A 14,209-nucleotide genomic window follows, 5' to 3' on the forward strand; every position below is an offset into this window, starting at 1 on the left:
TGAAATACGGCGATACGTTCCTGCCGTGGAAATTCCGGCAACGCCTGCCACACTGAAATCGAACCGGAGACCATCAAGATGATTCGATACTCGAAGCTGGTGCTCGCAGCGGGCGTTTGCATGGCGCTCAGCGGCTGCATGTCCACCTTGTCCGGCGACAGCTATTCGCGCGACGAGGCCAGGCGTGTTCAGACGGTCGAATACGGCCAGATCGTTGCGCTGAGACCGGTCGTGCTGGAAGGCACCAAGACACCGATCGGCACGATTGCCGGTGCGGCGATCGGCGGGATTGCCGGCAGCGCCGTAGGGCAGGGCAAGGGTTCGGACATCGCCGCGGTGGTTGGCGCTGTCGCGGGCGGCATCGCAGGGTCGTCGGTGGAAGAGGCCGCGACGCGGTCGCAGGGCGTGGAGATCACCGTCAAGACGCAGCGCGGCGACACCATCGCGATCGTGCAGCAGACCTCACCACAGGACGATTTCAAGGTCGGCGATAGCGTGCGCCTGCTATCCAGCGGGGGCACGACGCGGGTCAGCCGCTGAGTAGGGAGTTGCTAGCGCCGCCAGCGGCCTTTTTCCAGTATGCATGACAATGGCATTGATTTGCGTCAGGCTCGCCTGATTTCCTGGTGCGACAACGTTTAATCATTTTTGCGGCGCAAAATCCAGTTCCGACAAGGGTTTGGTGTGGTTCGTGACCTAGTTCACGGGCTGGTCGTGCTGCGATGCACCAACAAAAAATGTTGAAATCTGATCTATTCGCTGATTAACTGATAAAAATATTGAATCGAGGCACCTCAAGGTGCCCGTCACTCCGTTGCGGAGCCACGTGCCGTCCCTCCCGGGCCGGCTAGCGCGTCGTGGTAGGGCATCTCCGCCAATGGTCCTGGATGGTTCCATGGAGTTGCAGCATGAAGCTGAAGTGCGCGCGCGCAGCGCTTGATTTCCAGCCCCACCGGGCATTCCGTCGATCTTCCCGGCTACCCGCCGGCGTTGCCGTAACACCCATCCGACACCTGCGCTAGGCCTCAGGTCAAAGCCGTTTCCATGTCTGCCATCGCCGCCCCGCTTGACGGGCGGCCATGTGCTGCCTTGCACGCGTTCGCGCTGAGTCTCCTGCTCCGACTCCGCAATGCGCCCCCGCAAGGCTCTTCAACCCGATTCGCCGGCCGCCAGTTGCGGACCGGGGCAGCACCCGTCACAGCAGCGGAGCAGGCCCAAAACAACAGAAGGCTCTGAAGGAGACAACCATGCGTTTTCGCATGAAGCCCCTGGCGCTATGCGTGGCGACCCTGTTCGCCACTGGCCTGCCGGTGGCACAGGTGGAGGCCGGCATTCCTGCCGCGCACGTGTATCACAACCATATGCCGAACTTCTGGCCGTTCTACGGCGTCGACGTCACGGCAACGTACAACGGCACCGCAGTGGGTGCCCCCATCCGCTACATGTACGACGGCCAGGTGATCAACCTGAAGAAAAGCCCCCCGGCCGGCTACAGCTACTACCTGCCAGCCTCGGCTGGCGGCGGCATCATGCCGCACGACGATCTGGTGTCGTACTACACGCCGGACGCCAAGACCGGGGCCTACCAGTCGTGGCCGCAGACCGTCGCGAGCGAACTGCAGAGCTTCTCGGGCGGCAGCGGCCAGGTGCACGTGACGATGTCCGGCGCGGTCATCAACAACGTCAACAGCCTTGAGAACCTGCAGAACGTGCCGGGTTACACGAACCCGAGCTGGGGCACGTCCTGGACCAACAGCTTCAACAGCCTGAAGACGACCAACGGCTACCGCACGCTGGATACGATCCACTTCACCGGCCACCATTCAATGGGGCCGCTGGTTGGGTCGGACTACTTCCTGAAGGACCTGATCTACCAGAACGCGACCTTGGCGCAGCCGTACTTCCTCGGCAGCAGCTTTACCTCGTCAAAGGGTTTCTTCCCGACCGAGCTGGGTTTTTCGGAGCGCCTGATCCCGGTGCTGGCGAAGATGGGTGTGCAGTGGTCGGTGCTCGGCAACAACCACTTCTCCCGCACGCTGAAGGATTATCCGTACTCGACCTATGACGCGACTGGCGACACGCTGGTTTCGCCGCCCAACCGCGCGGATCTGCGCAATACCTCGACGGTGGGCAGCTGGGTTGCGAACGGCATGGCCCACGAGCAGCAGGTCATCGTCAACAAGTTCCCGTTTGCCTCGACGCCGCACTATGTGCGCCATGTTGATCCGGCGACTGGCGCCGTTTCGCAGGTGGCCGGCATCCCCGTCAGCCAGAACGGTTCCTGGCTCGAAGGCTGGGATGGCTCGACCTCGGTGGACGAGGCCGTGCCCTATGCCAGCATCGAGCCGCGCCAGTTCTTCGTCGTCGCGCACGACGGCGACAACTCGGGCGGCCGTGCCGGCTCGCTCGACACCTGGCGTGCCGGATACAGCGCAACCTGTACCGGCAACGGCTACTGCCTCGGTATCGACGAGTACCTGAAGAAGTTCCCGATTCCGGCGACCGATGTGGCGCATGTGCAGGATGGCTCCTGGGTCGATACGCGCGACTCGTCGTCCGACCCGACCTGGTATCACTGGCATTTGCCGCTGCTGATCTGGAAGGGCCAGTTCACCGCCTTCAACACCGCGACCGGCATGAACCTCGCGCCGAAGAAGAACCTCAAGGGTCTTGAGGAAGGTGCAACGGTCTCGCTCGAATACGGCTGGCACTACCTAGAGCGCAACTTCGCGTTGCTGCAGGCTGCGCAGAACTATGCGAAGACGGCCGAGCAGATCTGGCTGGATGCGCACCCGAGCTACTGGTCGCCCAGCACCACGCTGGACAACCAGATCACCTACCCGGGCAACCAGCTCAATCCGTGGATGCTGTCCTACCCGGTCAAGGGCGATGCAAGCAAGGACTACGCAGGCGGCGCCAACCCGGCGGAACTGGCCTGGTACTTCCTGCTGCCGGCGATGGATTCGGGCTTCGGCTACTACGACGAGAACAAGGACGACAGCGTCAAGCCGACGCTGGCATTCAACAACTCGCTCGCGTTCTCCAAGCCCTACGTCACGGCGAACATCGCCAACGACAAGACCGGCCCGTCGGTCTGGTGGCCGCAGCGCTATCCGTACAACCCGGGCTCGGTAAATGGTTCCAAGGCCGAGGGCTGGACGGTTCAGCACTACAGCAAGGACTTCGCGATCTACACCTACGGCTACGATGTCTCGGGCATCGCCAGCGCGAAGGTGATGGTGCGTACCCACGCCACCAAGACGATCGACGCGAGCGACGACACCTACAAGGTCTATGACCCCGCCGCGATGGTGGGCAAGGCCGGGCTGTCGATCACGCCGGCGAGCGTCAGCGCATGGAAGTCCTACCCGATGCAGATGCGTGACCTCAAGCCGGTCATGAACGGCGTCGCATGGAACAAGACCACGCAGGACACGCTGGCCGTGCTGCCCGCGCAGGAGATCGGCAACCTCTACTACAGCTACATCTCGGACTACCGCGACCAGTTGCTCGACTACTACGTCGAGATGACGGACTCGAAGGGTAACGTCACCAAGTCCGAGATCCAGCAGGTGTATGTGGGCGCCGGTACCTACACCGCGAGCGCCACCGGTTCCGGCTTCGTCGAAGACGTCAACGGCACGGTGCCGGGTGTGTATCCCTTCCTGGTCGTCGATACCACGGCGCCGACCGTACCGGGCACGCCGGCCGCCTCCGTGACCACCGACCGCAGCATCAAGCTGACCTGGACCGCCGCCACCGACAACATCGGCGTCACCGGCTACCAGGTCTTCCGTAACGGCACCCTGGTCGGTACCAGCGCCACCAACAGCTACACCGACAGCGGCCTCACTGCTTCGACTGCCTACACCTACCAGGTGCTGGCGGTGGACGCGGCCGGCAACCAGTCGGCCAAGAGCGGCACGCTCAGCGTCACCACGCAGGCACCGGACACGGTTGCCCCGGGTGTGCCGGGTACGCCGGTGTCGTCGGCCGTGACCTCCAGCTCGGCCACGCTGACCTGGACCGCCGCGACCGACAACTACGGTGTCGCAAGCTACCTGGTGTTCCGCAACGGCGTGCAGGTGGGTACCACCACCGGGCTGAGCTACAGCGATAGCAACCTGTCGCCCTCGACCACCTACAGCTACACGATCAAGGCGCAGGACGCGGCCGGCAACACCGGTGCCGCCAGTGCAGCGGCGAGCGTGACCACGCTGACAGGCAACGTCGCGACGGTGTACTACAAGCCGGCCTCGACCTGGACGACCGCCTACATCCACTACTCGCCCACCGGCGGTACGTGGACCACGGTGCCGGGCGTGCAGATGAGTGCCGCCTGTACCGGCTGGAAGGTCTACAGCGCCAACCTCGGTAGTGCCACCGGCCTCGCCGCGACCTTCAACAACGGCTCCGGTACCTGGGATAACAACGGCGGCAAGAACTACGCCCTTGGTACCGGTATCCAGGTCGTCGAGAACGGCGCAGTGACCAGCGGCACCAACCCCTGCGCAGCGGACACCGTGGCGCCGACCGCCCCGGCCACCGTGACCGCCACCGCGATCGATGCCAACAGCGTGAACGTGACCTGGACCGCCGCGACGGATAACGTCGGCGTTGCCGGCTACTACGTCTATCGCGCCGGCGTGCAGGTTGCCAATGTGACGACCGGCACCGCCTATGTCGACAACGGTCTCACCGCTTCGACCGCCTATGCCTACACGGTGAAGGCCTACGATGCGGCAGGCAATGTGTCGGCTGTCAGCGCGACCGCGAACGTGACGACCCCGGCCAAGACGGACACCACGGCACCCACCGTGCCGACCGCACTGGCTTCGTCGAGCATCACGACCACCGGCGCCACGATCAGCTGGACGGCGTCGACCGACAACGTTGCTGTGGCCACCTACCTGGTGTTCCGTAACGGTACGCAGATCGCGACAACCGCCGCGACCAGCTACACCGATTCGGGCCTCACTGCGGCGACCACCTACAGCTACACGGTCAAGGCGCAGGATGCGGTGGGCAACACCTCGGCGGCGAGCACGGCGCTGAACGTGACCACCTCGGGCGGCAACACCGCGACGGTCTATCACAAGATCCCGACCGGCTGGACCACCACCAACATCCACTACGCCCCGACAGGCGGCAGCTGGACGGCGGTACCGGGTGTGCTGATGGACGCGGCCTGTACCGGCTGGAAGATGCAGACTGTTTCGCTGGGCGCCGCCACGGGCCTGCAAGCCGTCTTCAACAACGGTTCCGGTACCTGGGACAACAACAGCGGCAACAACTACCAGCTCACGAGCGGCATCTCGGCAATCAACGCAGGTGTGGTGACCAAGACCAACCCCTGCACCGGTGGTGACACCACTGCGCCGACGGTCCCGACCGCGCTGACCAAGACTGCTGCCACTGCCACCAGCGTGTCGCTCTCCTGGACGGCCTCTACCGACAACGTTGGCGTGACTGGCTACGAGGTGTATCGCAATGGCGTGAAGATCGGTACCGTCGCTGGCACCACCTACACCGACACCGGAGTGGTCGCCAGCACCACCTACAGCTACACGCTGAAGGCCTACGACGCAGTGGGCAACACCTCCGCGGCCAGCACGGCGCTGTCGGTGACCACGCCTGCAGCGAACGCATGCCAGGTGACCTTCACGATCGCCAACGCAAGTACCGTCACGGGCCAGAACCTGTATGTCGTCGGCAACCAGACCGTGCTCGGCAGCTGGGCACCGGCTTCGGGCTTCGCGCTGACGATCCAGGGCTCGGGTGCCAACGTGCCCTGGACGGGGACGGTGACCTTGCCGGCAGGCACGGCGATCCAGTACAAGTACGTGAAGTGGAACGGTTCGACCGCCGTATGGGAAAGCAACCAGACCACGACTTCGGGTAACCGCGAACTGACGACCCCGGCAAGCTGCAGCGCCGCGATCAGCCAGAACGACGGCAACTTCAAGTTCTAAGTCACAATCGGCAAAGGGTCGCGCAAGCGGCCCGCAACGGCACCGCCCCGAAGGCGGTGCCGTTTGCGCAGCAGGCCCCCCTGTCTGTTGCGCAAACGGCTCACCGGAAGCACCGCAGCATGAAGAACAGAACGCAAGTCCCCCATCGCAAACACACTGATTCCGCCGGCTTCACGCTGCTGGAACTGCTCGTTGTCGTCGCCATCATCGGCATGCTCGCCGCGCTGGTCGGCCCGCGTGTGTTCGGCCATGTCGCCAAGTCGGAAGTCACCACGGCGAAGGCGCAGCTCGAATCCTTCTCGCGTGCGCTCGACGCCTATAGGCTCGATGTCGGGAGCTACCCGGATTCCGCACTCGGGCTCCAGGCCCTGCGTGTTGCACCGGCAGGCGCCGCGAAATGGAATGGCCCCTACATGCAGAAGGACATTCCCAACGATCCGTGGGGCCATCCGTATCAGTACCGCAAGCCCGGTGCCCGCGGCGAGTACGACATCCTGTCGCTCGGCCGCGACGGTGCGCCCGGCGGCAGCGGGGAAGACGCCGACATCATCGTTCCCTGAGCCTCGCGCAGCATGCGTTTTGAAGTCCGCGCGCTCGGGCCCGAGCAGATCGAGACCCTGATCGTCGATGCGATCGACGAGGCCGAGGCGCGTCGCCTCGTCGCCGCGCGCCAGCTCACCGCGCTCGCGGTCAAGCGCGCCGCCAGCCGGCGCGGTTCGGCCTTCGACCTCACGCTCTTCGCGCAGGAGCTGATCGAACTGCTCGATGCCGGCCTCGAGCTGGCGGAGGCAATTGAAGCGCTCGACGCGCGCGGCGGGCAGGGCGAGGGCGCACGCGTCACGCATGCCTTGCTGACACGGCTGCGCGAAGGGCAATCCTTCTCGCAGGCCCTCACCGCCGCGGACGAGGACTTCCCGCCGCTTTTCATCGGCCTCGTACGTGCGGCCGAGCGCACCAGCCATCTGCAGGACGCGCTCGCGCGCTACCTCGAATACCGCAACCGCTTCGATGCGCTGCGGCAGCGCATCGGCGGCGCGCTGATCTATCCGTCCATCCTGCTTGGCGTTGGCGGCGCGGTGAGCCTCTTCCTGCTTGGCTATGTGGTGCCCAAGTTCGCCACGGTGTACCGCGGTAGCGCACACAAGCTGCCGTGGCTGTCGCGCGTGATGCTCGATCTTGGCGAGTTCGTCGCCGCGCACGCCGGCGTACTCGGCCCGGCGCTGCTGATACTGCTGGTCGGCGGCGGCTTGGCCCTGCGCGGTGCATGGCAACGCGGTCAGCTTGAGGCGGCGCTGCGCCATTTACCGATGCTCGGGCCGCGCATCGAACTCTTCCGTATCGCGCAGCTCTACCTCGCGCTCGGCACCTTGCTCAACGGGGGGCTGCCGGCCTTGCAGGCGCTCGCGCTGGCGGAAGGCGTGGCGACGCCCGCGATGCTGCCGCGCCTGCGCGCGGTGGGCGCTGCACTGCGGCGGGGCGAAGCCGTGACCGACGCACTCGCCGCGGCCGAACTGGTGACGCCGGTCGCGCTGCGCCTGTTGCGTGCCGGCGAGCGCAGCGGCCGGCTTGGCGAGATGTTCATACGCGCCGCGCGCCATCACGATGCCGAACTGGGCCGCTGGATCGAGCGCTTCTCGCGCATGTTCGAGCCGCTGCTGATGGCCGCCATCGGGGTCACCGTCGGTGTCATCGTGGTACTGCTCTACCTGCCGATCTTCGACCTCGCCGGGAGCCTGCAATGAACGCGCGAACGCCGCTCCCGACCTTGACTGCTGACGCGCTGCGTGGCGCGCGTGCGACCGCACAGGCGACCGCGCGACCGCTGTTCGATCTGCTCGCCGAGCAGTTGGGTGTCGACACCCGTGATGCCGCGCGCTGCGTCGCCGACACGCTGCAGTTGCCGTTCTTCGACAGCGATCAGCTGCTCGCCGCGCAGGCCGACTACACGACGATTCCGCTCTCGCGCGCCCTCGCGCGCGGCTGTGTCGAAGTGGTGTCGCAAGGCGCGCGCCATGTCTTGATCGGTGATCCGTTCGACGCGACCCTGCTCAACTGGATCGAGGCGCGCTACCGCGAACCGGTCAGCTTCGCGGTGGCGGCACCGGCCGATCTGCACGCGCTGCTGGCCAGCGCAGAAGCGGCGGCGCGCGCACTCGACGCGGGTAGCCAGGCGACGCACGAAGGCGAGGGCAACAGCCGCGGTGAGGAACTCTCGCTGGTGTCGATCAGCGAAGACGGGTCGCCTGTCGTGCGTCTGGTGAACTCCACGCTGTACGACGCACTTCGCGCTGGCGCCAGTGACATCCACTTCGAATGCGGCCCGGCCGGCATGGAGGTGAAGTACCGCGTCGACGGCGTGCTCGATGTGGCGACCCGCATCGCCGGCCGCACCTTGGCCGAGCAGGCGATCTCACGCATCAAGGTGCTTGCCGAGCTCGACATTGCCGAACGCCGCTTGCCGCAGGATGGTCGCTTCCGCGTATCGGCGGGCGGCCGCACGACGGATCTGCGTGTGTCGGTGATGCCCAGCATCCACGGTGAAGACGCGGTGCTGCGCATCCTCGACAAACGTCAGCTGGTGCCGGAAGGCAGCGCACTGACGCTGGATCTGCTCGGCTTCGATGCCGAGTCGCTCGCCCGCATCCGGCGCTTGTCGGCATTGCCGTACGGCATGTTGCTGGTGACGGGGCCGACCGGTAGCGGCAAGACCACCACGCTTTACGCCGCGATTTCGGAGACGCGCACCGGGCGCGAAAAGATCGTCACGATCGAAGACCCGGTTGAGTACGAATTGCCGGGCGTGCTGCAGATTCCGGTGAACGAGAAGAAGGGTCTCACCTTCGCGCGTGGCTTGCGGTCTATCCTGCGCCACGACCCGGACACCATCATGGTCGGCGAGATCCGCGATGCCGAGACGGCCGAGATCGCGGTGCAGTCCGCGCTGACCGGCCACCTGGTGCTCTCCACGGTGCACGCCAACAGCGTGTTCGATGTGTTCTCGCGCTTCTCGCACATGGGGGTCGATCCGCATGCGCTGGTGTCGGCGCTGAACGGCATCTGGGCGCAGCGGCTGCTGCGTGCGGTGTGCCAGCATTGTGCAGTGGACTATGTGCCGGACGAGGCGGAGCGCGCGTTGCTCGGCTTCGCACCCGATGCGCACCGCGGCCACCGCTTCCTGCGCGGACGCGGCTGCGGTGATTGCCGCGGCACCGGCTACCGCGGGCGCCGTGCGATCGCCGAGATCCTGACCCTGACCGACCCACTGCGCGAAGCGATCCTCGCGCGGGAATCCATCCTCGCCGTGAAAGCCATCGCCGCCCAAGGGGGTACGCGCAGCCTGCGCGGTGCCGCGCTCGATCTGGCCTTGCGCGGCGAAACCACCTTGCAGGAAGTGCTGCGCGTGACTTTGCAGGACAGTGCATGAAGCGCCCCATGATTCCACCCCGCCCGCAGATGTGGGTCGGCGCAGACACTGTCAGTCTGCGCGACCCGCAAGGAGCGATCCACTGCATCGCATTCCACGACGTCGCGGCGCTGCGTGCCGGCGTCGCCACGCTGGCTGCCGAGCAGTCGCGCTGGCGTGCGATCGACGTGGTGGTGAGCGACGCGCACTGCCGCTATCTCGTGTTGCCCCGCATCGCGGGCACACAGGGCCGCCGCGAGCTGGCCGAAGGCATCGCCGCGCGTTTTGCCGCCGGCTTTGGTGATGACGCCGCCGACTGGGTGTTGCAGCACGATGCGTCGCCCCTGGGCACCGAGGACCTCGCCTGTGGCATGCGCCGCACGGTGGTCGAGGCGATTCTCGGTGGCCTTGGCGATGCGCGCAGGCGCGCATACCGCGTGCAGCCCCTGTGGGTGTGGTGCAGCCAGGCGCCGCTCGGCAAGCCGCACGCACCGCACTGGCTCGCGAGCAGCGATGGCCACACCCTGACTTTGGGCCTGTTTCATCAGCGGCGTTGTGTCGGTGTGCGTGCCACTCGTCTCGGTACTTCGGGCCTGGCTGCGGCGCTCAACCGCGAAGCTGCGCTGCAGGCAGCACACAGCGCGGGAACGCCGGTCTGGCTGTTCGGCGGCGTGGGCACGCCGGCGCGTCTCGCTGACGGCAGCCCGGTGGTCACCGCATCGCTGCCACTCGCCCTGGTGCCCGGAGGTGTCGCGTGAGCCGCGTGCGGATCGACTTTGCGCCCGCAGCGCGCTGGCGCCCCGGTCTCCCCGTCGGTTTCGGCGTGCTGGCGCTGATCGCAGCCCTGGGGATCGCCGCGCACACCGCCTGGCAGCGCGATGCTCAGCTGCAGGCGCTGCGCGCCCAGCTTGCTGCGCGCGCGCCAGCGCCCGCTCCGGTCGTACGGTTTGCGCCGCCCAGCCACGAGCAGGCTGAGGCGGTGAATTCCGCGATCACCTTGCTGAATCTGCCGTGGCCGGCGCTGCTCGATGGTCTGAACGCCGCGAGGCCGAACGATGTTGCCGTGCTGCGCATCGAACCCCGCGCCGCACAGCGCAGCCTGCGCGTGGTGGCGGAAAGCGAACGCGCCGATGCGCTGTTCGACTTCTCCGATGCGCTCGCGCATCAGCCGCCCTTCGTTCGGCTCAAGCCGATCAGCCAGGTGCGGCTCGATTCGCCGCCGCGGGTACAGGCGACCCTCGATCTGGAGTGGCAGCAATGAGGATGCCCACGCCACCCAATCTGCGCAGCGCCACGCGCGGGCCGGTCACCGCCCAGGGCTTGCGACTCGCGCTCGAATTGCTGCTGGTGCGGCACGGCCTGGCATTGGTCGGCCTGGGCCTGCCGACGATCGTGCTGCTCTGGCTGTTGCTGGGCGTGCTACCGGCGCAGCAGCGTGAATTGGCATCGCTGCGCGCACGCGTGAAAGCGCCGGCGCCGGTGGTGCAGGCCGTAGCGCCGCAGGACCCGATGGCGCCTTTCCGCGCCGTATTGCAGCCGGACGAAACGAAGATGGAAGTGGCGCGTGCGCTGTGGCGCGCCGCGGCGGATGCGGGCCTGCAGCCTTCCCGCGTGGACTACCGCAACAGCCCGGTCACGCCGGCAGGTTTCTCGCGCTTCGATCTGACGCTGCCGGTCGCGGGGCCGCCGGATGTGATCCGCCAGTTCGCCTTCTCGCTCCTCGAACGCTATCCCGGCCTTGCGCTGGAGAAGATCGAACTGCAACGCGAAGCGGCCATGCAGGATCAGGTTGAGGCGCAGCTTGCCTTCGTGCTGTTGCTGGAGGCGCCGAAATGACGCCCAGGAAACGCATGGCGACGCTGCTTGCCGGCTTTGCGATTTGCGCCGGTTTGGTGATCGCGGATCGCCAGTCGCCCGCAGCCGACGACGAAGTGGTGCAGCCGGTCACTCGCAGCGCGGCCATGCCGGCCCCGCGCACGGCGCCCGCCGCGGACGAGGGCGGCATCCTCGCGCTCGCACCGCGCACCGACTATGGCAAGGCCGGTGACGGCTTCTTCGCGCCGGTGCGGCCACCAGCGCCCCCGCCGCCGCCCCCGGCTCCACCCCCGCCACCGCCCAGTGCACCCCCGCCGCCCTTCGCGGTGATCGGCAAGCAGCTGGTGGATGGCAAGTGGGAAGTCTTTCTCGCCTTTGGCGAAGCGAGCCTGATCGCACATGCGAACGAACGGCTCGACGCGAACTGGCAGGTGGTGGCTATCCGCCCGCCGGTGATGGAACTTGAATACCTTCCGCTCAACCAGCGAACGACGCTGGCGATTGGTGCCAACTTTGATGACTAGACTCTCCCGGATCCGCGCCGCTTCGGCGCTGGTGTTGCTGCTGCTGGCCGGTTGCGCAGGGCAAAAAGCCTTTCGCGCTGGCGGCGAGCTGATCGAGCAGAAGCAGTACGAAGCGGCGCTCGAGCAATACCGCGCAGCAATTGCGGCTGACCCGAACAACGCCGAGTTCCGCCTGACCTACCTGAAGGCGCGCGATCAGGCGGTGGCGCAATGGCTTGCCGAAGCCGAACGGGCACAGGCCGCAGGCCGCAGTGGCGAGGCAGCGCCGCTCTTCATGCAGGTGCTGCGTGCCGACGAGAAGAACGCGCGGGCGATCCGCGGTCTACGTGCGATGGAACGCGACAACCGCCATGCGCAATACGTGGCCGAGGCGCAGAGTGCCTACTCGCAGGGCGATCTGGATGGCGCCCAGGCGCGGCTCCGCATCGTGCTGAGCGAGAACCCGGCCTACCCGTCGGCGATCGAGCTCAACGGCCAGATCGAGCAACGCCGCGCGCAGCCACGCGGCGCGAGCGAGCAGCGCCTCGCCGAGGCCTTCCGCAAGCCGATCTCGATCGAATTCCGCGATGCGCAGCTGCGTCAGGTGTTCGAGGTGATCTCGCGCGCATCCGGCCTCAACTTCGTGCTCGACAAGGAAGTGCGCGGCGACCAGCGCACCACGATCTTCCTGCGCAACAGCACCGTCGCCAACGCGCTTGCATTGACGCTGCTGACCAACCAGCTCGAGCAACGCGTGCTCGATTCCAGCTCGGTACTGATCTTCCCGTCGACGACGCAGAAACTGCGCGACTACCAGGCGCTTGCCGTGAAGACCTTCGTGCTCGCCAACGGCGACGCGAAGAATGTTGCGAACACGCTGCGCACGATCCTGAAAACCCGCGACGTGGTGGTGGACGAGAAGCAGAACATGCTGATCGTGCGCGATACGCCTGAGGCGCTGCGCATGGCGGAGAAGCTGATCACGCTGCATGATCAGGCGCCGCCGGAAGTGATGCTGGAAGTCGAGATCCTCGAAGTGCAGCGCAACCGCCTGCTCAAGCTCGGCATTGAATACCCGGGCCGTGCGTCGCTCACACCGCTGGCGTCGGACGGCAAGACGCTGACGCTCGCCGACCTGCTCGATCTGGGCTCGCACAACATCGGCGTGACGATCGATCCGCTCGCGATCAATGCCAACCGCACCGTGTCCGACGTGCGGGTGCTGGCCAATCCGCGCATCCGCGTGCTCAACCGCGAGAAGGCGAAGATCGTGGTCGGCCAGAAGGTGCCGACGATCACCAATACCGCCACCTCCACCGGCTTTGTCGCCGGTTCGGTGTCCTACCTCGACGTGGGCCTCAAGCTCGAAGTGGAACCGAACGTGTCGCCGGACGGGGAAGTGACGATCAAGATGGGGCTGGAGGTCAGCAACATCCTCGACCGCATCCAGCAGAAGGACGGCACCACGGTCTACCAGCTCGGCACCCGCAATGCCGATACGATCCTGCGGCTGCATGACGGCGAGAACCAGGTCCTGGCCGGCCTGATCAACGATAGCCAGACCAGCGGCGGCAGCCATATCCCGGGGCTCGGCGACATCCCGGGCCTGGACCGCGTGTTCGGTTCCAAGACCGACGATTCGCAGCAATCCGAAGTGGTGCTGTCGATCACGCCGCGCATCGTGCGGCCGGCGGTGCGCCCCTCGGTGCGTGATGCTGAATTCGAAGCCGGCACCGAGGCGAGCCTCAAGCCGCTGAGCCTCGGCGATATTCCCGCGCCGACGCAGCAGGGCAACCCGAACAACGTACCGCCACCGCCGCCAAACAACCCGCCGCCACCACCGCCTCAGGCTCCGGCGGCTCCTGCTGCGGCATCGCCGGCCGCGCCGGCGGCTGTTGCACCCTCGGCCAAGCATGGCGATGGGCGGCTGGCCTTGCGCAGCAGCGTGCAACTGAGTCAGCCGCCGGCCGCACGGCCGGCCGATGAGGCACCCAGCCACGAATACCGCTTCGCACTCGCGGGCGACGCACTGCCGCAACGATGAAACGCATTGTCGGCTTCACGCTGATCGAACTGTTGGTGACGCTCGCCATCATGGCGCTGCTGGCCACGCTCGTGATGCCGGTGGCGGAGCTGGCGCTGCAACGCTCGCGCGAGGCCGAACTGCGCACCGCACTGCGCACGCTGCGCAACGCGATCGATGCGTACAAGCAGGCCAGCGACGACGGCCGCATCGCCTTGAAGGCCGGTGGCTCCGGCTATCCGCCCAAGCTCGAAGCATTGGTCGAAGGCGTCACCGATGCGAAGTCGCCGAAAGGCGCGAAGCTCTACTTCCTGCGCCGCATTCCGCGCGACCCGACGAGTACCGACACCTACGCCGAGCCGGCCGCCACTTGGGCGACCCGCAGCTACGCGAGCGACCCGGATCACCCGCGCTCGGGGGACGATGTGTTCGATGTGTTTTCCCGTTCGCCCGGCATCGGGCTGGACGGCACGCCCTACGCGGAGTGGTGAAC

11 protein-coding genes are annotated in these 14,209 nt (G+C 66.5%); all 11 read left to right on the forward strand.

The window, feature by feature from the left end:
* Window positions 1-78 precede the first annotated feature (78 nt).
* The 11 genes from HH302_RS11330 (at window position 79) to HH302_RS11380 (ending at window position 14,207) form a co-directional block, all read left to right on the forward strand.
* Entirely contained in the window at window positions 79-540 is a 462-nt protein-coding gene (locus tag HH302_RS11330) for a glycine zipper 2TM domain-containing protein (RefSeq protein ID WP_216661871.1), read from the forward strand.
* Window positions 541-1,247: 707 nt separating this feature from the next.
* A complete protein-coding gene (locus tag HH302_RS11335) occupies window positions 1,248-5,972 on the forward strand; it encodes a carbohydrate binding domain-containing protein (RefSeq protein ID WP_172202278.1) in 4,725 nt (1,574 codons plus the stop codon).
* A 119-nt stretch (window positions 5,973-6,091) separates the two neighbouring features.
* On the forward strand, window positions 6,092-6,532 hold the full coding sequence (gene gspG, locus HH302_RS11340; RefSeq protein ID WP_172202279.1) for a type II secretion system major pseudopilin GspG: 441 nt from the start codon (window positions 6,092-6,094) through the stop codon (window positions 6,530-6,532).
* A gap of 12 nt (window positions 6,533-6,544) precedes the next feature.
* Window positions 6,545-7,714: a type II secretion system F family protein gene (locus HH302_RS11345; RefSeq protein WP_172202280.1), complete on the forward strand. Its 1,170-nt coding sequence runs from the start codon at window positions 6,545-6,547 to the stop codon at window positions 7,712-7,714.
* Complete coding sequence (locus tag HH302_RS11350) at window positions 7,711-9,396, forward strand: GspE/PulE family protein (RefSeq protein ID WP_172202281.1); 1,686 nt, start codon at window positions 7,711-7,713, stop codon at window positions 9,394-9,396. The genes HH302_RS11345 and HH302_RS11350 overlap by 4 nt, the downstream gene beginning before the upstream one ends.
* A gap of 8 nt (window positions 9,397-9,404) precedes the next feature.
* Window positions 9,405-10,133, forward strand: coding sequence for a hypothetical protein (locus tag HH302_RS11355; RefSeq protein WP_172202282.1), 729 nt, complete (start codon window positions 9,405-9,407; stop codon window positions 10,131-10,133).
* Window positions 10,130-10,636: a hypothetical protein gene (locus tag HH302_RS11360; protein WP_172202283.1), complete on the forward strand. Its 507-nt coding sequence runs from the start codon at window positions 10,130-10,132 to the stop codon at window positions 10,634-10,636. The genes HH302_RS11355 and HH302_RS11360 overlap by 4 nt, the downstream gene beginning before the upstream one ends.
* Window positions 10,633-11,211 carry a hypothetical protein gene (locus HH302_RS11365; RefSeq protein ID WP_172202284.1) on the forward strand — a complete coding sequence of 193 codons (579 nt, stop codon included), beginning with the start codon at window positions 10,633-10,635 and terminating at the stop codon, window positions 11,209-11,211. The genes HH302_RS11360 and HH302_RS11365 overlap by 4 nt, the downstream gene beginning before the upstream one ends.
* Entirely contained in the window at window positions 11,208-11,714 is a 507-nt protein-coding gene (locus tag HH302_RS11370) for a hypothetical protein (RefSeq protein ID WP_172202285.1), read from the forward strand. Before HH302_RS11365 ends, HH302_RS11370 begins: the two co-directional genes overlap by 4 nt.
* Window positions 11,707-13,737: a secretin N-terminal domain-containing protein gene (locus tag HH302_RS11375; RefSeq protein ID WP_172202286.1), complete on the forward strand. Its 2,031-nt coding sequence runs from the start codon at window positions 11,707-11,709 to the stop codon at window positions 13,735-13,737. Before HH302_RS11370 ends, HH302_RS11375 begins: the two co-directional genes overlap by 8 nt.
* The gene (locus HH302_RS11380; RefSeq protein ID WP_172202287.1) at window positions 13,734-14,207 is read left to right on the forward strand and encodes a type II secretion system protein; all 474 of its coding nucleotides are present in this window, start codon (window positions 13,734-13,736) and stop codon (window positions 14,205-14,207) included. Before HH302_RS11375 ends, HH302_RS11380 begins: the two co-directional genes overlap by 4 nt.
* The last annotated feature ends 2 nt before the right edge of the window (window positions 14,208-14,209 follow it).

The organism is Niveibacterium sp. COAC-50 (assembly GCF_013184235.1).
In the GTDB taxonomy this organism is placed as follows: domain Bacteria; phylum Pseudomonadota; class Gammaproteobacteria; order Burkholderiales; family Rhodocyclaceae; genus Niveibacterium; species Niveibacterium microcysteis.

Excerpts from the sequence above, each read along its gene's own strand:
- HH302_RS11330 (WP_216661871.1), top strand. The coding sequence starts at position 79 with ATGATTCGATACTCGAAGCTGGTGCTCGCAGCGGGCGTTTGCATGGCG.
- HH302_RS11335 (WP_172202278.1), top strand. The coding sequence starts at position 1,248 with ATGCGTTTTCGCATGAAGCCCCTGGCGCTATGCGTGGCGACCCTGTTC.
- gspG (WP_172202279.1), top strand. The coding sequence starts at position 6,092 with ATGAAGAACAGAACGCAAGTCCCCCATCGCAAACACACTGATTCCGCC.
- HH302_RS11345 (WP_172202280.1), top strand. The coding sequence starts at position 6,545 with ATGCGTTTTGAAGTCCGCGCGCTCGGGCCCGAGCAGATCGAGACCCTG.
- HH302_RS11350 (WP_172202281.1), top strand. The coding sequence starts at position 7,711 with ATGAACGCGCGAACGCCGCTCCCGACCTTGACTGCTGACGCGCTGCGT.
- HH302_RS11355 (WP_172202282.1), top strand. The coding sequence starts at position 9,405 with ATGATTCCACCCCGCCCGCAGATGTGGGTCGGCGCAGACACTGTCAGT.
- HH302_RS11365 (WP_172202284.1), top strand. The coding sequence starts at position 10,633 with ATGAGGATGCCCACGCCACCCAATCTGCGCAGCGCCACGCGCGGGCCG.
- HH302_RS11370 (WP_172202285.1), top strand. The coding sequence starts at position 11,208 with ATGACGCCCAGGAAACGCATGGCGACGCTGCTTGCCGGCTTTGCGATT.
- HH302_RS11375 (WP_172202286.1), top strand. The coding sequence starts at position 11,707 with ATGACTAGACTCTCCCGGATCCGCGCCGCTTCGGCGCTGGTGTTGCTG.
- HH302_RS11380 (WP_172202287.1), top strand. The coding sequence starts at position 13,734 with ATGAAACGCATTGTCGGCTTCACGCTGATCGAACTGTTGGTGACGCTC.